Below are 23,570 nucleotides of genomic sequence, written 5' to 3' on the forward strand. Positions count from 1 at the left end.
TTTAATTAAGCTTAAAGGCAAGCCACAGGCTTGCCTTTTTTTTTGCCTGAGGCTTGACGACTTAAAAAAATTGATCGATTTATTAAGCTGAAGTTTGGTGGTTAAGGGTTTAGCCACTTTAATTAATTATGGATAAGTGTTTAAATTGTAGAAACAAGCCCCATTCTTGTTCTTTAAATACCAATAAGATCACATGAAAATCCCACATTTAGATCCAGACTACGCCAAGGCCAGGAGACAACAATGGCCGAAAGCTTTTAAAACAGGTTTGGTTTTTTTATTGATATTGTGGGCCTGTTTTTTATTGGCACAAATTCTACCGATCACTCAGTTTGGCACCAAACCACGCACCTTTGAAGGATTATTGGGCCTGATTACCATGCCCTTTATTCACAGCGGATGGCCGCATTTAATCGACAACAGTTTGCCCATGTTTTTAGCCACCGTTGCTTTGTTTGGCAATTATCCCAAGATTGCACCAAAGGTCATGATTTGGGGTACCCTACTGACAGGCTTGTTGGTGTGGGTCTTTGGTCGTCAAGTGAACCACATAGGTTCCAGTGGATTGTTTTATGCGGTGTTGAGTTATTTGTTCGTCAGTGGCTTTTTAAAAAAGGACATTCAATCCATAGGCATTTCAATCGCCATTGCGTTTATGTATGGTTATATGATTTGGGGTATTTTTCCCGGCAAATCTGGCATTTCATGGGAGTCCCATATGTTTGGTTTTTTAACGGGGGTGTTTTTGGCTTACAACACCAAAGACATCGATCGACCGGTGTTGAAAAACTGGCGTTTGGATGAAGGCATAGAAGACCTGGAAGAATAAATTTTCAGCGACTTATTTTTCGCTGGCACAATCAATACAAAAAGGGGTATGTGGTAATGCATGCAGTCGTTTTGTTTTGATTTTTTGACCGCAGACCACACAATCACCGTAGCCGCCTTGTTTGATTCTGAGCAAGGCTTTGTTGACTTGTGACAGTTCAATTTGTGCTTCCTGATCCAGAAAATCAACCACTTGATCATTCTCTGTTTCAGTCGCTTGTTCTGCAAAGTCTGCACTGATCGGTTCGCTGCGATGCAAATGAATTCGGGTTTTAGACAACAAGGCTGTCAATCGCTGGTGTTCGAAAAGGAGTTTTGACTTTAAGAGTTCTAGCTCATCGTTTTTGAATAATGCGTTCATTGGTATGTGGCCTATAATGATTGGACCCAATCAGTGACGGAAAACAAGCCAACAGTGCCAGTCATCACTGGTCTTTGTTTATGCTGGATTCAGCGGTTTACACTGCGTGTCTCAATATGATGTTTTTGAGTTTAGCACTGCATGGTCGGCATTCACGTTGACCAAAGTCAATTTGTGTGTGGATAGTTTGGCCTAAAACGAAGGGGGTGAGACTGATGTGGTTAATCACCAGTCTCAGGGTTTGGTTTATTGAAGTTGTTTTTCAAGTCTGGCAATCGTTGCCAGCACTCGATCTTGGGTGGCCTGAGTCAGTTGAGCCATTGGGGCATTGGTGATTTTTTGTTGGTCTAACATTTGGTTCAAACCCAAGGTGGCAGTTTTCTCAATACCGTCTGATGCTTTTGAAGGTCCTGAGCCAGTATCGACAAAGTGCTTGCTTGCTGATCGAAAACCCCTGACTGGAAAACCGGCCTGATTTAAATTGGGACTGTTCCCTACATCATAGGAAAAAGCTTCTCCGTCAAACTGGTTGGTGCCTGTTTTTAAGTAATAAGCCAAATAATGGTTATTGTCGTCACGAACCACAGCAATTAATTCATCATTGACCGTGTCATAAGCCGCAGCCAAATCATGGTTATTCAATGCATAGTTGGTACATCGGTTGTATGCCGTGCTTTCAGATCGACAACCGGTTGCCAAGTAATCTCCATTGAATGTTTCAGTTTGTTCAAAGATCAAAACATCTGCATAAAAAGGATAGTTGTTACTGTATTGTGAGACGTCATAAACCACTTGCCATTCGCCCCTCATTTTTTGTAGTTCATCACCCAGAAAGAAGTTAAATCGTTCGATCGGGATGTTTTGCCCTAGGATGCGCATGGTGGCTGTGGTTTCGGTTAAAAAATCGATTCGAACTTTACCCAAGCCACTGTCAAAAGTGCTGTTTTGTTGCCAACCGCAGGCCAGACAAGGCCCGTCTTCACTGATGTATAAATCGCCTTCAAAATAAGAGTTGCCATCCAGAAAACCAGAGGCGGTATACCAATAAGGGTAGCCAAGGTCATCATAGACATAAAAAACGCCAAAGAAGAAATTGTCTTGGATTTCGAAATTATAACCAGATCCAGGTTCGCTGCTGTTCCAATACAGGCCAGATTCAGGCGTGAATGACCAAGCGTTTAAACTGCTTAGCATCAAGGTGAGTAAAGTGATTATTTTTTTCATAAAAATCTCCGCAGAGTGAGTAATGATTGTTATATTACTCATCCCAAATGAATTTCAAATGAATGCTTTTTGAACGGAAAATGAACGATGATTGATATTGGCGCCAATTTAACCCACGACAGCTTTGATAAAGACCGAGCTGATGTGATTCACAATGCAAGAGCGCTTGGGGTTGATGCTTTTGTGATCACAGGCTCAGATGTGACTTGCTCACAAAAAGCCAAAGCCTTGGCCCATGAATACACGGATTGTTGTTATGCCACTGCCGGAATACACCCACACCATGCCAGTGAGTTCAATGGCGAGACCCAGGAACAGTTACAAGAATTATTGAATGATGACAAAGTGGTGGCTGTGGGGGAAACGGGCTTGGATTATTTCAGGGATTTTTCACCCCGTGCTGCACAAATATTTTCATTCGAACAACACATTCAACTGGCGATTGAAAATGAGATGCCTTTGTTTTTACACCAAAGAGAGGCGCATGTGGACTTTGGCCCGATTCTGCAGGCCCATCGAGACGCCTTATCAAATGTGGTGGTTCATTGTTTTACCGACAATGAAAAAGCCTTGTTTGATTACTTGGATTTGGACTGTTATATCGGAATCACCGGTTGGATCTGTGATGAAAGGCGAGGCAAACATTTGATTGATTTGGTTAAAAACATTCCGAATGATCGACTGTTGATTGAAACCGATGCGCCCTATTTGATTCCGAGGAATTTAAGCCCAAAACCCAAGTCCAGGAGAAATGAGCCAAAGTATTTACCACACATTGCCGAATTTATCGCGGCACATCATCCAATGGGTTTTGCTGAACTGAAAGCGGCTACAGTAGCAAACAGCAAAAAATTCTTTCAGATCTGAAGTCATTTACATACAATGAGGCCAGCACATAAGCCTGAAACCATCAACACAGTAACAGAGAAATTCATGGGATTATTCCAACAACACATTGATCATCTGGTCCAAGTAACCACAGCGGCATTGGCCGATACCCATTACGATGGTTTGTGGATATATTCTGGACACCCTGAAAATAATTTTTTGGATGACATGGCGCCGCCACACAGCATCAATCCACATTTTAAATGGTGGGTACCGGTACCCAATGTGACCAGCAGTGTGATTCATTTTGTGCCAGGGCATAAACCGAAAGTGTATTTACATCAGCCTGCTGACTTTTGGCACAAAGTGGTTGATAACAGCCAAGACAAATGGACCCAATATTTTGATGTTGAGGTGATCGGACATTACAATCAATTACCGGATTTTGCGGCCTATAAAAACCATGCATGGATTGGTTCTAAAGAACTGCAGCCGTTAAGTGCTCAAGACACCAACCCTGACGCCATAATCAACCACCTCCATTTCAGCAGGATTCAAAAAACTGAATATGAGGTGCATTGTATAGCTGAGGCGAATCAATCAGCCCTGAAGGGACACCATGCCGCTCAGGAAGCATTTTATGCCGGTGCCTCTGAGTATGAAATTCACATGGCCTATTTGCAGGCATGTCAACACAATGAATACCAAATGCCCTACGGCAACATCGTTGCTTTGAATGAAAACCCTGCGGTACTGCATTACCAATACCAAAGCCGGGAACGGGTGGCCACTGATCAACTCAAATCATTTTTAATTGATGCAGGAGCCAGCTACAAAGGCTATGCAGCTGACATCACCAGAACCTATGCCTATCAGCCAGGTCGGTTTGCGGAGATGATCAAAATGATGGATGAAAAACAACAAATGCTGTGTCAAAAAGCGGTGACCGGACAAGATTATGTGGCCTTACATGAATTGGCCCATTTATCGATCAGTGAGTTGTTGTGCGAGTTTGAAGTGATTAATTGTTCTGCCCAAACAGCGGTTGAATCCGGATTGAGCCAAACCTTCTTTCCGCACGGCTTGGGTCATTATTTGGGTCTTCAGGTACATGATGTTTCCGGTCACGTGATTGATCGCCAAGGAACCGTTAAATCACCCCCCAAGGCCTATCCCTTTTTAAGACTGACCGATCACTTGCGCGAAAATGCCGTCATTACCATCGAGCCAGGGGTGTATTTCATCCCGATGTTGTTGGCTGAAATTGCCAAACACAAAGACGTGAACTGGCAAAAAGTAACCGAACTGCTGCCTTTTGGTGGCATTCGCATAGAAGACAATGTGGTGGTGAAATCAACGGTCCCTTTGAATTTAAGTCGTTAACTTTACCGTTGGGTTGAAAATAAAAAAAGCCTGAAGTGATTCAGGCTTTTTTATGCAGTTTACAATGCTGTAGTGGTTACTTCTTTTCTGACTTCGCAATTAAGTTTTCAAGTTTTAAAGTGATGAAATCTGACAGAATCCGCGCCGTTTCATGTAACCTGAAATCGACAAAATCTTCAACTTCTTCGTCTTCAGCATCCACTTCGGTTTGTTGTTCAGCCATTTTGGTGTCTTCAGATTTCAGTGCTTCTTTTGAGTCAAAAACCAAATTCACTTTGCCCAACAATGGGTTGGCTTGTGCTTGTGCAATGATGGCTGCACGCTTTTCTTTGCGTTGCTTTTTACGTTGTTTCCGTTCTTTGACTTTTTGTTCTCTGGTGGCCGCGGACAATGAAACCATGACATCATCTTTTTCTTGGTTATACAGCTCAATTTCATTTTTCAGAAAATCAAACTCAAAATTAACATCGGAGCGTTCAGAGAATCTTTTTCTTAGGTAAGAAATCTCGTCAGAAAGGTCGTCGAATAAAATATAGTCACTGCTGGCAATGCTGTTCCAGGGCAAAGCATTTTCATAAGAGGATTCGCCATAATTTTCAAAACCAGGAGAAGCCGGGAAAGTGATGTCTGGAATCACACCGCGGTTTTGCGTGCTGCCGCCATTGATGCGGAAAAACTGCCCGCGGGTCATTTTTAATTGTCCCAGTTTGGTTTCTTTGTCATTGGTCCACTCATTCAATGGCATGATGTTCTGTACAGTGCCTTTGCCGTAAGTTTGTCCACCCACAATGATGGCTCTGCCATAATCTTGCATGGCTGCGGCAAATATTTCAGAAGCCGAAGCCGATAATTTATTGACCATAACCACCATGGGTCGATCCCATGCAATGGCTGGGTTGAGGTCCCGTTTGACTTCAACCTTGCCATAGGACACTTTGGTTTGTACCACTGGCCCTTTGTCGATAAACAAGCCTGAAAGTTGGATGGCTTCATACAGTGAACCACCGCCATTGTTTCTTAAGTCAACAATCACACCCTGAACACCTTCTTCAGTGAATTTATTTAAGATTTTTTTAACGTCTTTGGTGGTGCTTCGAAAGTCTTTGTCATTGGCCTGGTATGCAGCAAAATCAAGATAGAAGGTCGGAATGTCGATGACTCCGATTTTTCTGCTGTGTTTACCATCTTGTACTTCATAGATTTGGTATTGGGCTGCTTGTTGTTCTAATTTGACTTTGTCTCTGACGATACTGACTGTTTTAGGCAAGGTATCCGGAGAATCATCTTCACCAATCACTCGCAAGCGAACGGTTGAACCTTTTTCTCCTCGAATCAATTGCACCACGTCTTCAATGCCCCAACCAACAACGTCTTCGAAGCTGCCTTCGGCATCTTGGCCAACGGCCATCACTTTATCGCCGCTTTTTAAAGAACCTTCTAAATCTGCTGGGCCACCTTTAACGATGGTTTGGATTGATGTGTATTCACCGTCATTGCCCAAGACGGCACCAATCCCTTCCAATGAAAGCTTCATGTTAATTTCAAAATTTTCAGAAGTGATGGGCTCCATATAACCAGTATGGGGTTCAATCAGGGTTAAATAAGAGTTGATGAAGTATTGGAACACATCGTCACTTTTCATGTCTTCAATGCGTTTGGAAATCAAGTTGTATCGTTTGTTGAGCGTTTCTTTGATTTTTTCCGGTTCTTTTTTCAATAACAACAAGCTCAGGTAGTCGTTTTTGACTTTTTTGGTCCAAATTTCATTCAGTTCTTTTTGGTCTATGGCCCAAGGTGCTTTTTCGCGGTCCCACTGGTATTCGTCATCTGTTTCAAAGTTCATCTCAGAATCAAGCACTTTAGAAGCGAACTCTTTTTGTACAGCCACCCTTTTTTTGAACAGGTTAAAAATTTCATAAGCTGGACTCAGGTCGCCTTTTTTCAGGTCATCATCAAGCTCATTTCTCCAACGATCAAATGAAACTATGTCTTCACCTAGGAAGTACATTTTGTTGGGGTCTAAAGTGGCTATGAACTTGTCTAAAATCTTTTGCGAAAATCCGTCATCAAGTTCAGAAGGTTTGTAATGTAATTCTTCAATCAACTTAACCACCAGCTGACTTTCTTTGGTGTGTTTAGGGCTTGGCTTGATCGGTTCAAAATCTGCTTTGGCAAAAGCGACGTTGATAGATGCCACCCAAAATACCATTATGTAATTAATCGATTTCATGTTTTATCAGTTCCTAATTGTTCTTTGTGTTGTGGATCTTGTTTTTTTTCTATTGAACTTTCTTTATCTAATATTGCCTTAAGGCTAAATTTAATGATATAGGTCAATCGTCATCAATACAAGTCTCTGGATTCTATTCTGAGACCCAGTTAATGAATATTGGTTTCATATTTTTGTTATAATGTCGTGCTTTGATTGGCCAGCGGGGTCAATCGTTGATACGACTAGCTAATATTTTGGAGAAAATGAATGAGTAAATTAGCCATAGCTATTGGTGTAGCTGGAACATTGTTGAGTTCTGTAACTTGGGCGGAAATGGATTCAGAAAACGGACAAATCAATTACAAGATTGGTACGGACGTGGGTAAATATTTGAAAGATTCAGAACTGAGTTTTGATAAAGAATCATTCATCACAGGTTTGGAAGATGGATTGGCAGGACGTGATTTGCGTTTGAGTGCTGAAGACTTGGTTAAAATTCGTGGCATCATTCAACAAAAACAACAAGAAGTTCAAAAAGCCAAAAAAGAGCAATTAATGGCTGAGCTTGAAGTTCAAAAAGTTGAAAATGCCGAAAAAGGGGCGGCTTTCTTGAAAGAAAAAGCGGCAGAAAAAGGTGTGGTAACGACTGAATCAGGTTTGATGTATGAAGTTTTGACACAAGGTGAAGGCGAGAGACCAGCAACACCTACCACAACAGTTGTGGTTCATTACACCGGTACATTAATCGATGGCACCAAATTCGACAGTTCGGTAGATCGTGGCCAACCAGCTACATTCGCCTTGAATCAAGTGATTAAAGGTTGGACTGAAGGACTGCAGTTGATGAACGCAGGTTCAAAATACAGATTTTACATCCCACCTGAGTTGGCTTATGGGTCAGATGCCAGACCAGGTAGCCCGATTGGTCCTAACAGTACTTTGATTTTTGATGTTGAGTTGATTGAAATTAAATAATCATCACAGCAAGCAATAACTAAAAAAGCCCCTGATTTCAAGGGGCTTATTTTTTGCCTGTTTTTTGGTGTTGATGAATCAGTCAAAACTGACAGGGTCAATATCAACAAACCATTGAATGGACTTGTCATTGAATTGTTTTTTCAGTTGGTAAATCAACAGGTGTAAGGCTTTTCTTTGATTGGCATTGAGGATTAATTGCATTCGATGTAATTTTTGCTTTTTAGCCACCAGGGCAGGCAATGGCCCCAGTACACTGACCTGTTCGTTGTTTTCGCAAAACACCACCATGTCATTGAGAAAATGATCAAGTAAAGAGGCGTCCCTGTGCTGTGCCCTGATGATGGCTAAATAGGTATACGGCGGGAATTGCATTTCTTGGCGTTCAGTGAGCTGGCTTTTGGCAAATGATTCATAACCTTGGTCAAACAAAGCGTGGAAAAAGGCATGATCGGGAAATTGTGTTTGGATGATCACCTCCCCTTTGGTGTCGGCTCGCCCGGCCCTTCCTGAGACTTGAGTTAACAATTGTGCCAGGTATTCTGTGGCTCTGAAATCAGACGAAAAAAAGCTGTTGTCCACATTGACCACTACCACCAAGGACAGCAAGGGAAAATCATGGCCTTTTGAAAGCATTTGGGTGCCAACAATGACACAAGGGTTTCCTGAACGCACCGCTTCCAGGTTGTTTTGCCAGTGTTTGGGGGTTTTAACGGCATCGCGATCAAACCTGATGATGGGTGTATCGGAAAAATGCTGGCTCAAGCCATCGGCTATTTTTTCTGTTCCAACGCCCAATGTTTCAACGTGTTGAGAGCCGCAGCCAGGACAAAATTCAGGCAAGGTGTAACGCCGGTCACAATGGTGACATTTCAGTAAGTTCAGGTGTTTGTGGTAAGTTAAATAAGCATCACAGTCATCACAGGTGCCAATCCAGCTACATTCATTACAAATCAGTTTGGGAGACCAGCCACGCCGATTGAGAAACACCAACACTTGATTGCCATTTGCTAAATGACTTTCAATTTTGTGTAAGGTCTTAAGTGACAGGCCTTTGGATGGTTTGTTGTTCAAAGCATTTTGTAGCGTGATGCTTGGCATCGGATTGTTGTTGGTTCGACTGCGCAGTTTCAGCCATTTGTATTTACCTCCGATGGCATGGTTTAAAGATTCAAAACTGGGCGTGGCTGAACCCAAAATCACAGGAAAGTCATTTATTTTCCCCCTCAATACAGCCAAATCTCTGGCGGAGTACCGAGTCCCATCTTGTTGTTTGTAACTTAAATCATGTTCTTCATCGATCAATATTGCGCCTAAGTTTTTAAAGGGTGTAAAGATTCCTGAACGGGTGGCAACCACCACATCGATTAGGCCTGTTTTGGCGTGGTGCCAGACCCGCGCCCTGGCGCCATCAGATAATCCAGAGTGCAAGACAGCCATTTGACCTTTGATTCGCTGACTTATTTCTTGAAATAATTGCGGTGTGAGGCCTATTTCTGGAACCAGCACCAACACCTGTTTGTTTTCAAGCATTAAGTTTTGGATGAATTGAATATAAACTTCTGTTTTACCTGAGCCAGTTATGCCATCTAACAACATCACATTGAATTTATCATGTGCTTGTTTTAGTTGTTTTAAGGCGGCATCTTGATCAGCGGTCAGTTGAAATCCTGGGTCATAAGGTGCTTCATTGGCTAACAAACACAGTTCTTCTGCTTGAGCCAAATTTTTCTCAGCCAGTTGTTTACAAATTTGTGAGGCTGAAGATGAAATGTGAGACAAAGATTGACTGGTCAGCGGTCCATGTAACAACAGGTATTGATATATTTCTAGTTGTTTCGGTGCAGCTTGCAACCGTTCGGTCGCTTGCTCCAAAGTGCTTTTTGTGCGCCACCACTTTTGCAGAGGGATGGGCTTATTGGCGGTCTTTTTTAACCAAGCTGGTAAGGCAGTAAAGATCATCTCGCCTAAGGTGACTTGATAATATTTAGACGCTTGCTTGAACAAGGTTAAATCAGCTTCGTTGAGAATGGCTTGTTCGTCTAAAATGGCTTGAATGGGTTTAAGTTTTGAGAAGCTGCTGTGGTCAGAGAATGAAAGTACGATGCCAACCACTGTTTTGTTTTTACCCAAGTTGACCAACACCCGGCCACCCACTGGCGGGGTAGATAAGTGTTCAGGTAATTGGTAATCCAAGTGTTGTGCAAACGGTATTTTCAGTGCCACTTGAACCACATCTGGGCGGTTGGGTTTTTGCATCAGCAAATCATACCATTATGAGAAAATATTATTCATCAAGTTTCTTGAAGAATGACCTGGATTGATGCCTTGAACAAACACAACTCAATTCCAATGCACTGGATGAATGAATTACCGCTGTGGTGATTTTATTTAAGCCTATAAATACAGAGCGCGGCAGATTATCCCACGACAGATTGACTGATAAAGTTATCCACAAAAACTGTGGATAACTTTGTGAATAAGTTGCAAAACCGATGCCATTAAACCAAATCAGCTGTAATCATAGACACATTGGTTAATTGTTAACCAAATACAATATGTTGTTTTATATCAATAACTTACAAGTGTTTTGAGATGTTGGTGGTTAATAAAAACAAGTAAATTCATGTTTTAAGCGTTTTTGCCGCCAAGTTGTGCATAATTTTTACAATATATTATGAACTGACTGACTTTCAGCGCTTGCTTGTGTGGAACCCAGTACCCCTTATTCGCTGTAAGCCTCGGCAGTGGCATCATGTGGGTGTAGCGATTCGTGGTGGGTGACCCTTAGGTGAAACTGTTTAACCAAGGCGCTTTTGCTTAACACCTGTTTGATGCGTCTGGCGGCATCTTCACAAAACATCAAATTCTGTCCATTGCGCAATGCAAATGCTTGTTCATCTGCCCTTTTCACCGCAGCTTGAACTGCAGTTTGTAAAGAGTTTTCAACCAAGTTAATCAGTGTTTCAAGGGGAATTTCCTGTTGTTCATTTTGCAACTTCACTTTGATCACAGCAGAACTTCTTTGGCTGTGTGGTGTGGCATTGATGCCTTGTTCAGAACCCAACCAATCAATCACGTCTTGTTTACTGATGTTGTTTTGATCAAATTGCTGTTTGAAATTTTCTTGGATTAATTGGCGTGCCAAAGCAGCAGAACAAGGACATGTGCTGGAATATGTGACTTGAAAGCTTAAATATTTGCTCAGGCCAGACTTTTTACATTGCACCACTGAAAGCTTGATGGGGTATGAACGCCAACCAGAATGATCGCTGACCAGCGCTTTTCTTCGCAACAAAGCCTCACCTTCAACTTCGATCAAAGCATTTTGGCTGAGTTTTTTGTGAGTCTGTAAAAAGTTCTGGGTTAATTGGTGCAACACAAGGTAGTCAATGGTTTCATGACTGAATGCTTGATCACAAGCCAAATATAAACGAGACATGTGGATGCCTTTGCTGGCTTCATCATCCAATGACACCTCGGCTCGCACGCGTGCCACACTGGCTGGAACGGACACATCTGCTGACATCAGCAAGGGCATCTCTATGTCACTCATGCCAACCCACTGAAGCTGTCCACCTATTTTGGCTTTTTCTTCTGATGCGATGTCAGGCAAGGTACAGGATTGGTTTGTAGAATCTAACACTGGGTTGAGTTTGAAATAATTACACAATAATGTGGTGTATCATATCAAATTACAAGATAAAGCTGGGTAATTTCAAGCCATTTAAAACGGCACACATTAAATATCTTTTGGGTTAAAGTTCATTCCAGCGATTGTGGGCAAAGCCTTTGATGGGTGAATCCAAGTTTTTGACCGCTGCCAAGGTCTTGAATTTCTCCCCCATTTCTTCTGCCAACACCAGTTGTTTCATTTCACTGATGAGTCGGTAGTACTGCTTATATTCAATTTCAGGGTCTATCCATTGATTGATGCCTGCATCCAATAAAAAATCACCCTGGGTGGTATACCCCGCCACTTCAAAGCCTGCCGTATCAAAGGCTTCAGCCACAGCAGTAAAATCGACGAATGAGGTGATGTCTTGCAATCCAACATTTTGGTAGGGGTTGAAATTGGCTTGGTGTCTGCGCTGACAGACCAAGGTGCCGGTGTGTCTTTGCGGGTGGTAGTAGGTGCTGCGACCATAACCGTAATCGACAAACAAGGCCAAGCCTTTGCTTAAGTTTTGGGTCACGGCATTGATCCAAGCTGGTAGCTGCGGTAAAAATTCAGATCGATAACCTTCGCTTAAATCCAGCTCCATTTGTTCTAATATTTGATTCATTCTCGGTGAAAATGCATGCCATTGTTCAGCATAATTCAATCCATCATACTTAAGCTTTAGTTGGAGGTATTTGCCTTGTTCGAATTTAAATACTTCTACCGGCAGGGCATCTAAAACCTCATTGGCAAATATGATTCCTTGGTATGGACTTTCAGGCGCATGATCAGACCATTGGACTCGATTTTTGATGTGCTGGGGCAAAGCATTGACTTTTTGTTGTTGTACTTGTCGGAAATCGGCGCTGACCTCCACGATGATGTATTGATCTGGCAAACAATTCAAGTCTTCCAAAGCCAGCAGGGTATCGATACAAAATTGACCCGTTCCAGCGCCAAGTTCGATGATTTTAGGCGCTTCCAATTGTTGTAGCACATCAGCAAACACCACTGCATGGCATTTGGCAAACAATGCTCCCAATTCAGATGCAGTGATAAAATCACCGTCAGTACCAATTTTATTGAGACCCGCACTGTAATAGCCAAGTCCAGGCTCGTAAAGTGCCATTTTCATGAATTTGGCGAAGCTAATCACACCATTTCGTTTGATTTCTGAGGTGATTTTATGTTGCAATGCTTGATTGATTTGTAACAGCGTTTCAGACATATTCAATGCAAAAAGAAATTAATATTTGGTTGAACAACAACCCCCACAAAAATAAACGGCTGGCTAAACCTTACTCTGACGCCATTTTACAACAGTTATTACAAAACACACTGAATACTTCGGCGCGCATAACAATCAAAAAAAGTAAAAATGGTAAACCTTATGTTGATGAGCCCATTTTCTTCTCTCACAGCAACTGTCGGCAACTTCATGCATATGTCATAACGACGGCCCATGATATCGGCATTGATGTTGAGTACATCAATAAAAAACGAGCTGTAATGAAACTGGCATCACGTTACTTTCACCCCAAAGAATCAAAAATAATTTCTGATTTACCAACCACAGAAAAATCATCGATGTTTTTTAAGCAGTGGACTCATAAAGAGGCATGGTGTAAATTAGACGGTGGAAATTTATGGTCATACTTGAACAAATTACCTGGCGATGAAAAAGGCTTATTTTTGTATGAGTCTGATCGGATCGATGGTTATGCTTTGGCAATTGCCAGCCCTCAAAAAATTGATAAAATCAGAATAAATTCAATCGGGAACCCATGAAATTAATGAACCCTGTTTTTTGTTTCTTGGCACTGCTGCTCGGTGGCTGTGGCATCAACCAAGAAACCATAAGACAAGTTGAACATGCTGTTGAGTTGAAAAAAGACAACAGCAGGACTTGTGGTGCTGAGGTAAAAAATCGCTGTGCCATCTCCACACCTTTTGCCAGTTATTACGATGCTGCCATTGAGTTACAAAAAAATCACATGTTGTTATTGGATCATGGTGAAAATTCATTGATGGCCCGTTTGAATTTAATCAAAGCAGCTCAAAGCACCATTGAGATTCAAACCTTCATTTGGGTGAATGATGAAGCCGGTCATTTGATGTTAAAGGAATTGTTGGCAGCTGCCAAAAGAGGCGTGAAAGTAAAAGTCATTATTGATCAATTGTTTTCAATGGGCAATTCATGGCTGGTTTCTGATTTGGCCACTTTGCATCAAAACCTTGAGTTCAAATTATACAATCCTGTTTTTCAAGAAGCACACACATCGGCTTTTGAATTCTTCAGTGCCTTGGCCTGTTGTATGGCCAGGCTCAATAAGCGGATGCACAACAAGACATTTATCGTTGACAATAAATACGGCATAGTGGGTGGGCGCAATTATCAGGACAGGTATTACGATTGGGATGAGTCATTCAATTATAAAGATCGAGACGTGCTTGCAATTGGACCTGTTGTTGATCAAATGACTGAATCATTTGCCAGTTTCTGGCAAAGCCCACATGTGGTTCCGGTAGAACATTTGCGAGATGTCAGTGATCGCATTCTGAATGGCGAACAGTCAAAAATAAACTGGAATGAACCACCACCATTGAAAGCAGAACATCTTTTGAGTCAAGCCAAAGACCCACAGGTGGTCATGGATACTTTCTCGAAAGACATTATTTTAGTTGACCAAGTTGAATACTTCAGTGACACCCATGATAAACCATTTAATCGAGATGCCAGGAAGGCCAACAAACAACTGACGCAAAAAATCCATCAGTATTTTGCCGACGCAAAGTTTGATATTTTGATCCAAACGCCCTATTTGATATTCAGTCGACAGGCTCGAAAGACATTCAAGAAATTGCGGCGGAAAAACCCCAACCTTTGGTTCCGAGTTTCAACCAATTCATTGGCATCAACCGACGCCTATTATGTCTATGCCATTTCATATAAATACAAACGGTTCTATTTAAAAAAATTAGACATGCACATCTACGAGTTTAAAGACCGTCCAGAAATGGCTACCGAGCTGTTTTCGCAAAAGCATGTCAATCAAAGAACCCGTTATGGTATGCATGGTAAATCATTTGTGATTGATGGCAAAATATCCATGATTGGTTCGCATAATTTTGACCCAAGATCTGATGTATTGAACACCGAGTCTGGGTTCGTGATTGAAAGTGAAGCCTTTGCAAAAAAATTGACACAAAACATTGAAACCGATATGAAAGATGAAAACAGTTGGGTGGTGGCAGCCAAAGAACAAATACCCTTTTTCAGTCGAATCAGTGGGGTGATTGCAACCATTTCGAGAAAGTTGCCGATTTTTGACATATGGCCATTTCGTTATTCAACCAGTTATCGATTGAAGCCTGGACACCAAGAAGTTCCGGCCAACCACCCTGATTTTTACCAAAACTATGAAGTAATTGGCAGTTTCCCCAATGTGGATTTGTCTTCTAAGCAAATACAAACGATAATAATATCAGCTTTTGCCGGTTTTGCTGAACCTGTGATGTAATTGAGAAAATAAATGAATAACAAAAATAAATTAATTGTTTTAGCCATCTTTGTTGCTCTGGTTGCGATTCCATATTGGCGCATCAAAAGCAACAGCACGTTTTTCGTTGAAGGTCTGATGTTGCATTTGAGCCATTTGGGTACCTGGACTCATTCCAGTATTGATACATCTCTCAATGGAAAAGTAACGGTAAATGATGTCAGGTTTACCCCCAAAGGGTATCGACAAACTGCCAGCATAAAGTCGATTGATATCAACACCGACATGAGGAAATTGATGTTATCCAGTGCACAAAACCTGAGGACGCATGTGCCTGCAAACATGACATTATCATTCAACAATGTGCAGTTACAAAACAATGCAAAAGATTTTATTACAACCGTAGAAAAGAATAGCTATTGGCCCATGGCTGCTGGGTATTTAGGTGCTTACGGCTGTGGTACTGATCCAGGCCCTGGCTTTTCACCGGAACAGTGGGATCAAATTTTACCCACCTCACCACAATTCAATATGGAATTGAGCTATTCAATGGTTGATTCATATCACATGGATTTTAATTTAAACATCGACAACGTGGACAATTGGTTCATCGCTTGGTCAGGCACTTTGACCCGTCCCAGTGATGTACCCAGGATAACCTTCAACGACACCATTGTTGATAAATTATATTATTACCACGTGGATCAAGGGTTTAATAAAAAACGCAATGATTACTGCGCAACTCAGCACAACAACTCATTTTCAGCCTATCGTTTGAAAGGGGCTGAAGAAATTCAAGCTTACCTCAGGGTTTATGCTGGCAAGGAAATGACACAATTTTTCAGTAACCAGTACCAACGGTCTTTGGCAGAAAACATTGAGGTAAATACCATCTTCAAACTGAAAGAGCCTAAATACCTGTATGAATTTTTTTCACTGCCACAAAAAGAAGCATGGGCCACCATGGATATAGAAGCCGCCATTGGTGAAAATGAGTACCAAGCTGTTGAGTTGGCAGAAATAGACTTTTTGGAACTTGATATGGAAACCCTCAGGGCAGAAATGGAAGCCAAAGAGCAAGAAGCCATACGAGTTGAGAAAGCATCCAATCAGCCCAAAGAATTATTAAAAACCATCACCCACAACATAGGTGGTACCAAAAGTGAATATTTAATTGAAAACTGGACCCATGCAGTGGGACAAAATATAAAAGTAAGAACCAAACGTGGCCGGCCTATTTTTGGTAAATTACTTTCGGCCAATGGCACGCAATTAACCATATCCACCCGGTATATGCGTGGCAATGCCACCATCACAGTGGCAAAGAAAGACGTTGTTTCTATGACCGCCAACCGATAAGGGTTTCGGGACATGGGCGTTTTTCATAACGCAAGTAAGTTATGGCTGGTTTCAGTTTTGTTGATGCTGGGCTTGATTATTACTGCCCTGTTGGTGGGTTCGGTGACTACGCCCATCAATGCATTGTGGGATGCCAATTCACCTTATTATGAAGTCATTTGGCAGTTGCGGTTTCCTCGCATCATCAATGCTTTGATGGTGGGTGCCTGTTTGTCATTGGCTGGTTTGTTGATTCAAAATTTAGTAAAAAATCCATTGGCAGACCCTTACTTATTGGGTGTTTCAGGTGGTGCTGCAGCGGTTCAGTTGTTGGTGATAGTGACGGGTTTAAGTTTGGCCCCGTTGATGCTTTTCCTGTTTGGTTTTGTGGGCAGTTTGTTGGCTGCTTTGTTGTTATTAAAGCTCAGTTACCATGGCGAACTGAGGCCGAATAAAATCACATTGAATGGTGTTGTATTGGCTTTTGGGTTTGCTGCTTTCATCAGTTTTGTGTTGGCCACTGCCAGTGGACAACAGGTTAAATCGATGATGTTCTGGTTAATGGGTGACCTGTCTTTTGCACAATTTAATTGGTTGATGCCCATATTGTTGTTGATAATGATGTTGCTTTTAATGAAAAAAGCAAGGGCTTTGGATTTGTTGGCCAGGGGTGATTTGTTTGCCCAAAAATCAGGGGTGAACACCAAACAGTTGAACTTACAAAGTTTTGTGATGACAGCCTTGTTAACATCTATGGCAGTGGCTCAAGCCGGAACCATTGGATTTGTAGGCTTGATCATTCCGCACATGGTTCGCCTATTGGTTGGCTATCAACACAAACACTTGATTCCCATGAGCATGGTCGTTGGTGCTGGGTTTTTGTTGCTGGCTGACACTTTGGCCAGGACGGTGATGAACCCGATACAATTACCAGTGGGAATATTCACCGCAATGATTGGGGTGCCTGTTTTTCTTTGGTTGAACAGGAAGTTGTGATGATAAGTTTGAAAAAAGCATCCATATTTCAAGAAAGTGCTGTTTTAATTCGTAATCTTGACGTCGAATTTAACCCAGGTGAATTTTGGGGCATCATAGGTAAAAATGGGGTTGGTAAATCGACCTTGTTGAATGTGTTGGCTGGTATGTCGAATCATTATGAAGGTGAAATTCAGATAGATGGTCAACCCTTAAATCAAATCAACCACCGTGTCAGGGCGCAGAAAATAAGTTATTTGTTGCAAGAGCAAGAACCCTGCTTGGCGTTCTTGGTGGAAGAGGCCATCGGCATGGGAAGGTTTCCCTGGTTGACGACTAAGTCGGAAGACATTGACATCACTGGCGAAGTAATGAATCAATGTCAAATCAATCATTTGCAAGGACGTTCCATTTTAAAACTGTCAGGCGGTGAGCGAAGAAAGGTTGAGATTGGCACTTGTTTGGCGCAACAATCTGGTCACTTGCTACTGGATGAACCTTTGAATCACTTGGATGTGGTGTATCAAAAACACATCATGCAAGTTTTTAAACAATACAGCCAAAGAAATGCAGTGATTATGGTTTGTCATGACATCGAAGCCGTGAAAAAGTACTGCAGCCATGTTTTGATGCTGTTGGGTAATGATTGTTATCTCAGCGGTACATCAGCTACAATATTAACAGAGACCAACCTGAATAAACTATTTGATGACAGCAGCCAACTTAATTAAAAATAACTTCATGGCCACCATCGCCAAGCAATGGCTGGCGGCGAAACTCATCACCCAAAAAGATTTTGCCACCCTGTTGGAAAAATCCACCGTCATGTCGGCATCAGTACATCCCTATATTGCCATTGTGGATAACAAGTTAGCCAACATCAAAACAGGCAAACCCATCACCTTGGAATTTTTAACCCAGTGGGTGGCCAAAGCTCACAAAATTGATTATTTGAAAATTGACCCGACCAAAATTGATGTCAATCAAGTCACTCAAGTCATTTCTCAGGCCTATGCCCGACAGCATCAAATTCTACCTGTACATGTCGATGCCAATGAAATAGTGATTGCGGTGGCTGACCCCAAAAACACATCTTGGATCAATGACATCCAAAAAATTCACCGCCAAGCGATCAAAAGAGTCCATGCCAACCCCATAGATATTCAACGTTTGTTGTTTGAATTTTATGGCGTCAATCGACAGGTACAAAGTGCCAAAAAGATGCACAAAGGTGTTGCTCATGATCCGATTCTGAACTTAGAGCAATTGGTTAAACTTGGCAGTAATAAAGACATCAATGCCGATGACCAACATGTGATTGGCTTGGTTGATTGGTTATTACAATACGCCTTTGACCAAAGAGCCAGTGATATACACTTGGAGCCTAAAAGAGATAACGGCTTAGTCAGGTTTCGGATTGATGGTAAATTACTTAAAGTTTACGATTTACCACCGACTGTTATGGCAGCGGTAACCAGTCGGATCAAAATCCTTTCAAGAATAGATGTGGCTGAAAAACGCAGACCCCAAGATGGTCGGATCAAAACCTTATCACAGGGCAATCGAGAAATTGAATTAAGGGTTTCTACCATGCCCACCACCTTTGGTGAAAAATGTGTAATGCGGATATTTGATCCCGATGCGGTTACCGTGGATTATCGTGACTTGGGCTTCAATGAACGAGAAGCCGACATATGGCAACAACTAATTGACCGACCCAATGGCATTATTTTGGTGACTGGTCCAACCGGCTCAGGTAAGACCACCACTTTGTATTCAACCTTAAAAAAATTGGCCACACCTGAGGTCAATGTTTCAACGGTGGAAGATCCGATTGAAATGGTGGACCCTATTTTGAATCAAATGCAGGTTAACCCAAAAATCAATTTACATTTTGCTGATGGCGTCAGAACCTTGATGCGTCAAGATCCAGACATCATCATGATTGGTGAGATTCGCGATTTAGAAACGGCCCAAATGGCTGTACAGGCCTCATTGACCGGACATTTGGTGTTGTCCACCTTACACACCAATGATGCGCCATCAAGCATCAATCGACTGCTGGATTTGGGGGTACCTGATTATCTGTTGCGCAGTACTTTGGCTGGTGTTTTGGCACAAAGGTTGATTCGTTTGTTGTGCCAGCACTGTAAAACCGCAGAAAAAGTTGATGCGGAAAAATGGGTTTCAATGGTCCATCCCTTCGACATACAGCCACCGAAAGAGTTGTTCAAAGCGACCGGTTGTGATGAATGTAGAAACACCGGTTACCATGGACGTTCTGGGGTGTTTGAAATGATGCCAATTGATCAAGGCATCAGAAAATTAATTAAAAACAATGTGCCGTCTGAAAAAGTCAGCGCCGCTGCATATCAACAAGGAATGCTGCCTTTAAGGATCGCGATTGCACAGTTACTCAAGGACGGAAAAACGTCATTAGAAGAAGCCATCAGATTGGCGCCACCTGATTTACACTGAATGCTGTTTTTGATTATACAAACAGGAGACCCTGTCCCCAAGGCGAAAGCGGTTGGCAGTTTTGCTGATTGGTTCATGGCTGGGATGGGCTTGGCAACCAATCAAGTTCAAGTCGTCGATGTGCATAAAGGCGAGGAACTGCCGGCATTTGACAGCGAGGATTGGACTGCTGTGTTGGTGACAGGGTCGGCATCCATGGTCACCGAACAACTGGATTGGATGAAACAAACACAGCGTTGGTTGACTGAAGCTTTTGCAGCTGAGCTACCTACATTAGGGGTTTGTTTTGGGCATCAATTGATCGCGGATTTATTAGGCGGGCAAGTGGATTACAACCCACTTGGTCGGCACATGGGTTTAAGTGCGCTGACCTTGAATGATGCAGGGCGTCAGGATAAATTGTTAGGCAAATTGTCACCCAACAATGTTTTCAATACCTTTGTCTCTCACCAACAAAACGTGTTGCAATTACCTCAATGTGTCACCTTATTGGGCTCATGTGAGAACGACAGTAATCATGTTTTCAGGTACAAAGACCATGTTTGGGGTGTGCAGTTTCACCCTGAATGGGATCAAAGCATTATGAGGACCTACATTGAAGCCCGTGAAAAAGCGTTGCTTGAAGAAGGTTTCGATCCGGCTTCGATGGCCGCACAACTGACAGATTGTGACGAAGCCGAATCTTTGCTAAAACATTTCGCTGCATTTTCTCAGCAAAGAAAAAGCGCTTAAAAAATCACAGTTCTGCGTTGTGATATACGTTCTGAACGTCATCTAATTCATCCAACATATCAATAAATTTATTGAAGTTGGGTATGTCTTCTTCAGCAATAGGTGCTGTTGATTGCGGGATAAATTGAATTTCATCAACATCAAAATCTATATCAGGAAAGGCATCTTGCAGTGCTTGTTTGGCTTTGAAATATTCTATTTGTGGTGCAAACACAGTTAATTTACCGTCCTCAGATTCAATGTCTGTCACATCCACATCGGCGTCCATCAAAACTTCTAAGGCCGCATCTTCATCATCTCCTGCGAACACCAAAATAGCGGCATGGTCAAACATGTGTAATACCGTTCCTTGGGTGCCAATTTTGCAGTCGGTCTTGGTAAAACACAAACGCACATCACCAAATGTTCGGTTGGGGTTGTCAGTTAAGCAGTCAACAATAACCATACAGCCACCGGGTCCATAGCCTTCATACCTTGCGACGGCAAAATCTTCACCACCAGCGCCTTGCGATTTATCTAACGCATTTTTAATCACATGTGCTGGGACCTGTGATTTTTTGGCACGATCAAGCAAACTCCGCAAAGCCAAATTGGCATCCGGATCAGCGCCACCTGATTTGGCACAAACGTAAATTTCTCGACTGAATTTACTGTAAACACGTGCATTGGCATCCGAAGTTTTGGCCATCGACTCTTTGCGGTTTTGGTAGGCTCTTCCCATGATGATTCTCTGTTGATATGTAAAGTCGGCTATTTTACCGCGAACGGCGGTGATTGCAAAATCGATGGAGAAACTATTCCAAATCAGTTTAAAATAAGTTGAATGAGAAACTGTATATTAAATCCAATGGTTGTTATGTTGTGCTGTGAAAACAACTGAATTAAAAAACTTGATGATGGTGTGTTTTTTGTTGTGCTTGGCAGATGCGATGGCAACCGTATATAAATGTGTTGATGAAAATCAAACCATTCATTATCAAAACACCCAGTGCGATGCGCACCTAGATGCTACGGTGATGAACGTGACTGATGTGCCAGAAATTGTAGATTACAGTGCTCGGCAGAACAATCAATCCAATCAGCACGCTTCTTCATATAAGCATCGAGTCAACCAATCATCAGAGCAAAATGATCCAATGGTATGGCGTAAACAACTGTGTAACCGCCTGTGGTCACAATATAAAAAGGCACAAAAAGAAGTGGTTAGAAAGTGTAAAAAAGCCAGGGATATCTATTGTGATCAGGATGCCGATCAGATTGAACAGACCAATCTAAACCGAGACATCAGAAAGACGGCCCGCAGTTATCCCAGTCGAGGCAACCCACAACTTTATTTGCCTCAATTATTTCAGCTCAAAAATGAACTAAAAAACAACGGCTGTTGGTAACATCCGTATAGAGCAGATAACCGGTCAACCATATAACTCAGGCAATCCAGTGGCAACACCTATGGGTTGTTGTGCTGGTTTGAACTGATTTTTTTTGATTAATTGGACCCAGTCTATCTTGGTTACTTGGTTGCTACCGGCGTAAAGTTGTTTTTGTAAGTCGGTGATGGCTTGTTTCATGTCGCCATCGGCCAGTTGTTGTCTGATCTGGCCTAAGTTGGTGGTTTTTTGTTGGTACTGTTGGTTCCACCAAGCAATCAATTGAGCTTGAATATCGGCAGCGCTGGCTTGGTTTAAATGTTTTATAGAGAGGGTGTTTGTTGGTTTTTTGGCCTCGATAGTTTGCTGGGGTTTGTGCCTTAATTTAGACCAGAAAAAAACACTTGTGAGTAACCACAAGAAAGCGAATGTCAGGGTTAATATTTTCCATAAGCTTTGGTCAGCATTGCTGTTAATGTGATTAATGGCAGGAATTGCTTGGGTATCAGGAATATCAATCGGATTGAAGTTGATGGCTTTAGGTGCTTGGGTGGTGCTGGCATCAGCGGCTTCAATCGGTAATGTGGTGGCCGGTATTCTGGCTGTTTTGGCTGTTTGGCTGTTGGTATCAAACCACTCTAAAGTAAACTCAGGGATTTCCAATGAGCCTTGTTCGGTTGGAATGACCGCATATTTGATGACTTTTGAAGCAATCAATTGTTGTCCATCGGTGCGAGTTAAAGTGTCGGTTTTGTCCTGATAAATCTTGGCGCCTTTGATGTCATCGATAAGCAAATCGGGTAACTGGGTTTCTGACAAGCCTGTCACTGTTAAGTTGATGGTGCGGGTGATGGGTTCACCCACTTGATATGGTTTGTCCTGTGACCAGCTTTGTTGTAGTGCCACTTGTTTGGCCGGTATCCAGGGTTTTGCTACAAACTCTTGTGGAATTTGTTTGATTTCGAGTTCCAACATCTCTGACACTTGGCGGACCGGTCGCCCACGTTGAAACAGACCAAATGACTGGCGGCTGTTGTCAGTCACTTCACCATCAAATACCAAAGGATTCAAGGTGATAGTGCCACTGTTTTCGACAAATATGGCGTATTTTCTCTCTAAAACTTGATAGGTTTTGTTGTTTCTTTGGGTGGTGTAATTAGCGCCTTTGTTGATTTGTTGCACAATGACCCCATCGGCACTGGGTTCCGAAAGTGAACCTGTTTTGAGGCTAATGGCGTACAACAGTCGCACGGTGAGCAGAATTTCTTCTTGCACATAAGCACTGGTTTTGTCGGCTTCAATTTCGATAAATATATCGCCTTTGGCTTGGGCATTGGGGTCAGGTTTTTTGACCTCAATTTTAATGGTGTTGGTTCGTTCTCCATCGATTTCAAGTGGTGGTATAAGGTGTGAGCCCAGGCTTTTAGGCACCAACAAAACTTGCCAAGTCGTTTGTGTTGAAACACTGCCATTGATGATTTGAGTTGAAGAAGATTTGCCAGTTTGGCCCACATGAAACACCGCATCCAATAATGTGAAATCAGGCTGGCTGTTGGTGTTTTGATCAGAAGTGATGGTCAGGGTCAAAGACTCTCCAAAAAGCACGAGTTGACGATCGACAGTGGCTTTGAGTTCAGCATGTGCGACAGACATGCCAATCACCATAAGTAGTATGGCTATACAAGGTTTGCGCAGGGAATTTAACATG

The 23,570-nt window shown here is 42.3% G+C and carries 20 protein-coding genes; 12 read left to right on the plus strand and 8 right to left on the minus strand.

The window, feature by feature from the left end; translation table 11 throughout:
- Positions 1-193 precede the first annotated feature (193 nt).
- On the plus strand, positions 194-829 hold the full coding sequence (locus CCS90_RS01425) for a rhomboid family intramembrane serine protease (protein ID WP_099017725.1): 636 nt from the start codon (positions 194-196) through the stop codon (positions 827-829).
- Between the two features lie 12 nt (positions 830-841).
- Here the strand turns inward: CCS90_RS01425 and CCS90_RS01430 are convergent, their stop codons facing one another.
- Complete coding sequence (locus CCS90_RS01430) at positions 842-1,189, minus strand: TraR/DksA family transcriptional regulator (protein WP_099017726.1); 348 nt, start codon at positions 1,187-1,189, stop codon at positions 842-844.
- Between the two features lie 246 nt (positions 1,190-1,435).
- Entirely contained in the window at positions 1,436-2,413 is a 978-nt protein-coding gene (locus tag CCS90_RS01435; RefSeq protein ID WP_099017727.1) for a hypothetical protein, read from the minus strand.
- An 87-nt stretch (positions 2,414-2,500) separates the two neighbouring features.
- Here CCS90_RS01435 and CCS90_RS01440 point away from each other — a divergent pair, with 87 nt between their 5' ends.
- Both CCS90_RS01440 and pepQ read left to right on the plus strand, forming a co-directional pair.
- On the plus strand, positions 2,501-3,280 hold the full coding sequence (locus CCS90_RS01440; RefSeq protein ID WP_099017728.1) for a TatD family hydrolase: 780 nt from the start codon (positions 2,501-2,503) through the stop codon (positions 3,278-3,280).
- A 15-nt stretch (positions 3,281-3,295) separates the two neighbouring features.
- Positions 3,296-4,624: a Xaa-Pro dipeptidase gene (gene pepQ / locus CCS90_RS01445; protein ID WP_099017729.1), complete on the plus strand. Its 1,329-nt coding sequence runs from the start codon at positions 3,296-3,298 to the stop codon at positions 4,622-4,624.
- A 76-nt stretch (positions 4,625-4,700) separates the two neighbouring features.
- Here pepQ and CCS90_RS01450 read toward each other — a convergent pair whose 3' ends face one another.
- Positions 4,701-6,854: a carboxy terminal-processing peptidase gene (locus tag CCS90_RS01450; RefSeq protein ID WP_099017730.1), complete on the minus strand. Its 2,154-nt coding sequence runs from the start codon at positions 6,852-6,854 to the stop codon at positions 4,701-4,703.
- 315 nt (positions 6,855-7,169) lie between these two features.
- Between CCS90_RS01450 and bamJ the strand changes: the two genes are divergently transcribed.
- On the plus strand, positions 7,170-7,811 hold the full coding sequence (gene bamJ / locus CCS90_RS01455) for a BamJ family beta-barrel-assembly machinery protein (RefSeq protein ID WP_442757004.1): 642 nt from the start codon (positions 7,170-7,172) through the stop codon (positions 7,809-7,811).
- Between the two features lie 78 nt (positions 7,812-7,889).
- Here bamJ and CCS90_RS01460 read toward each other — a convergent pair whose 3' ends face one another.
- The 3 genes from CCS90_RS01460 to CCS90_RS01470 form a co-directional block, all read right to left on the minus strand.
- Positions 7,890-10,070: a primosomal protein N' gene (locus tag CCS90_RS01460; RefSeq protein ID WP_099017732.1), complete on the minus strand. Its 2,181-nt coding sequence runs from the start codon at positions 10,068-10,070 to the stop codon at positions 7,890-7,892.
- A gap of 466 nt (positions 10,071-10,536) precedes the next feature.
- Positions 10,537-11,457, minus strand: coding sequence for a GTP cyclohydrolase FolE2 (gene folE2, locus CCS90_RS01465; protein ID WP_211336959.1), 921 nt, complete (start codon positions 11,455-11,457; stop codon positions 10,537-10,539).
- A gap of 112 nt (positions 11,458-11,569) precedes the next feature.
- On the minus strand, positions 11,570-12,700 hold the full coding sequence (locus tag CCS90_RS01470) for a class I SAM-dependent methyltransferase (RefSeq protein WP_099017733.1): 1,131 nt from the start codon (positions 12,698-12,700) through the stop codon (positions 11,570-11,572).
- A 5-nt stretch (positions 12,701-12,705) separates the two neighbouring features.
- Here CCS90_RS01470 and CCS90_RS01475 point away from each other — a divergent pair, with 5 nt between their 5' ends.
- The 7 genes from CCS90_RS01475 to CCS90_RS01505 are packed head-to-tail and all read left to right on the plus strand — an operon-like array spanning position 12,706 to position 20,495.
- Complete coding sequence (locus CCS90_RS01475) at positions 12,706-13,260, plus strand: 4'-phosphopantetheinyl transferase family protein (RefSeq protein ID WP_099017734.1); 555 nt, start codon at positions 12,706-12,708, stop codon at positions 13,258-13,260.
- Positions 13,257-14,993: a phospholipase D family protein gene (locus tag CCS90_RS01480; protein WP_099017735.1), complete on the plus strand. Its 1,737-nt coding sequence runs from the start codon at positions 13,257-13,259 to the stop codon at positions 14,991-14,993. The genes CCS90_RS01475 and CCS90_RS01480 overlap by 4 nt, the downstream gene beginning before the upstream one ends.
- A 12-nt stretch (positions 14,994-15,005) precedes the next feature.
- Positions 15,006-16,331, plus strand: coding sequence for a hypothetical protein (locus CCS90_RS01485; RefSeq protein WP_099017736.1), 1,326 nt, complete (start codon positions 15,006-15,008; stop codon positions 16,329-16,331).
- A 12-nt stretch (positions 16,332-16,343) separates the two neighbouring features.
- Positions 16,344-17,306: a FecCD family ABC transporter permease gene (locus tag CCS90_RS01490; protein WP_099017737.1), complete on the plus strand. Its 963-nt coding sequence runs from the start codon at positions 16,344-16,346 to the stop codon at positions 17,304-17,306.
- Positions 17,306-18,016, plus strand: a complete 711-nt coding sequence (locus tag CCS90_RS01495; RefSeq protein WP_099017738.1) for an ABC transporter ATP-binding protein — start codon at positions 17,306-17,308, stop codon at positions 18,014-18,016. Before CCS90_RS01490 ends, CCS90_RS01495 begins: the two co-directional genes overlap by 1 nt.
- On the plus strand, positions 17,994-19,763 hold the full coding sequence (locus CCS90_RS01500) for a GspE/PulE family protein (RefSeq protein WP_099017739.1): 1,770 nt from the start codon (positions 17,994-17,996) through the stop codon (positions 19,761-19,763). Before CCS90_RS01495 ends, CCS90_RS01500 begins: the two co-directional genes overlap by 23 nt.
- Entirely contained in the window at positions 19,764-20,495 is a 732-nt protein-coding gene (locus tag CCS90_RS01505; protein WP_099017740.1) for a glutamine amidotransferase, read from the plus strand.
- A gap of 4 nt (positions 20,496-20,499) precedes the next feature.
- Here the strand turns inward: CCS90_RS01505 and CCS90_RS01510 are convergent, their stop codons facing one another.
- Complete coding sequence (locus CCS90_RS01510) at positions 20,500-21,216, minus strand: YebC/PmpR family DNA-binding transcriptional regulator (RefSeq protein ID WP_099017741.1); 717 nt, start codon at positions 21,214-21,216, stop codon at positions 20,500-20,502.
- Positions 21,217-21,361: 145 nt separating this feature from the next.
- Here CCS90_RS01510 and CCS90_RS01515 point away from each other — a divergent pair, with 145 nt between their 5' ends.
- Positions 21,362-21,883, plus strand: a complete 522-nt coding sequence (locus CCS90_RS01515) for a DUF4124 domain-containing protein (protein WP_099017742.1) — start codon at positions 21,362-21,364, stop codon at positions 21,881-21,883.
- A gap of 24 nt (positions 21,884-21,907) precedes the next feature.
- On the opposite strand, the gene CCS90_RS01520 is transcribed toward CCS90_RS01515, so the two are convergent.
- On the minus strand, positions 21,908-23,569 hold the full coding sequence (locus CCS90_RS01520; protein WP_162846732.1) for a BatD family protein: 1,662 nt from the start codon (positions 23,567-23,569) through the stop codon (positions 21,908-21,910).
- Position 23,570 lies beyond the last annotated feature (1 nt).

This window comes from Marinicella litoralis (genome assembly GCF_002591915.1).
Taxonomy (GTDB): domain Bacteria; phylum Pseudomonadota; class Gammaproteobacteria; order Xanthomonadales; family Marinicellaceae; genus Marinicella; species Marinicella litoralis.

What these genes read in the sequence shown, in the direction of transcription:
- bamJ (WP_442757004.1), top strand. Translation starts at nt 7,170, where the DNA reads ATGGATTCAGAAAACGGACAAATCAATTACAAGATTGGTACGGACGTG.
- CCS90_RS01450 (WP_099017730.1), bottom strand. Translation starts at nt 6,854, where the DNA reads ATGAAATCGATTAATTACATAATGGTATTTTGGGTGGCATCTATCAAC.
- CCS90_RS01485 (WP_099017736.1), top strand. Translation starts at nt 15,006, where the DNA reads ATGAATAACAAAAATAAATTAATTGTTTTAGCCATCTTTGTTGCTCTG.
- CCS90_RS01475 (WP_099017734.1), top strand. Translation starts at nt 12,706, where the DNA reads ATGCAAAAAGAAATTAATATTTGGTTGAACAACAACCCCCACAAAAAT.
- CCS90_RS01505 (WP_099017740.1), top strand. Translation starts at nt 19,764, where the DNA reads ATGCTGTTTTTGATTATACAAACAGGAGACCCTGTCCCCAAGGCGAAA.
- CCS90_RS01440 (WP_099017728.1), top strand. Translation starts at nt 2,501, where the DNA reads ATGATTGATATTGGCGCCAATTTAACCCACGACAGCTTTGATAAAGAC.
- CCS90_RS01435 (WP_099017727.1), bottom strand. Translation starts at nt 2,413, where the DNA reads ATGAAAAAAATAATCACTTTACTCACCTTGATGCTAAGCAGTTTAAAC.
- CCS90_RS01425 (WP_099017725.1), top strand. Translation starts at nt 194, where the DNA reads ATGAAAATCCCACATTTAGATCCAGACTACGCCAAGGCCAGGAGACAA.
- CCS90_RS01490 (WP_099017737.1), top strand. Translation starts at nt 16,344, where the DNA reads ATGGGCGTTTTTCATAACGCAAGTAAGTTATGGCTGGTTTCAGTTTTG.
- CCS90_RS01480 (WP_099017735.1), top strand. Translation starts at nt 13,257, where the DNA reads ATGAAATTAATGAACCCTGTTTTTTGTTTCTTGGCACTGCTGCTCGGT.
- CCS90_RS01500 (WP_099017739.1), top strand. Translation starts at nt 17,994, where the DNA reads ATGACAGCAGCCAACTTAATTAAAAATAACTTCATGGCCACCATCGCC.
- CCS90_RS01470 (WP_099017733.1), bottom strand. Translation starts at nt 12,700, where the DNA reads ATGTCTGAAACGCTGTTACAAATCAATCAAGCATTGCAACATAAAATC.
- CCS90_RS01520 (WP_162846732.1), bottom strand. Translation starts at nt 23,569, where the DNA reads ATGTTAAATTCCCTGCGCAAACCTTGTATAGCCATACTACTTATGGTG.
- CCS90_RS01460 (WP_099017732.1), bottom strand. Translation starts at nt 10,070, where the DNA reads ATGCAAAAACCCAACCGCCCAGATGTGGTTCAAGTGGCACTGAAAATA.
- pepQ (WP_099017729.1), top strand. Translation starts at nt 3,296, where the DNA reads ATGAGGCCAGCACATAAGCCTGAAACCATCAACACAGTAACAGAGAAA.
- CCS90_RS01495 (WP_099017738.1), top strand. Translation starts at nt 17,306, where the DNA reads ATGATAAGTTTGAAAAAAGCATCCATATTTCAAGAAAGTGCTGTTTTA.
- CCS90_RS01510 (WP_099017741.1), bottom strand. Translation starts at nt 21,216, where the DNA reads ATGGGAAGAGCCTACCAAAACCGCAAAGAGTCGATGGCCAAAACTTCG.
- CCS90_RS01430 (WP_099017726.1), bottom strand. Translation starts at nt 1,189, where the DNA reads ATGAACGCATTATTCAAAAACGATGAGCTAGAACTCTTAAAGTCAAAA.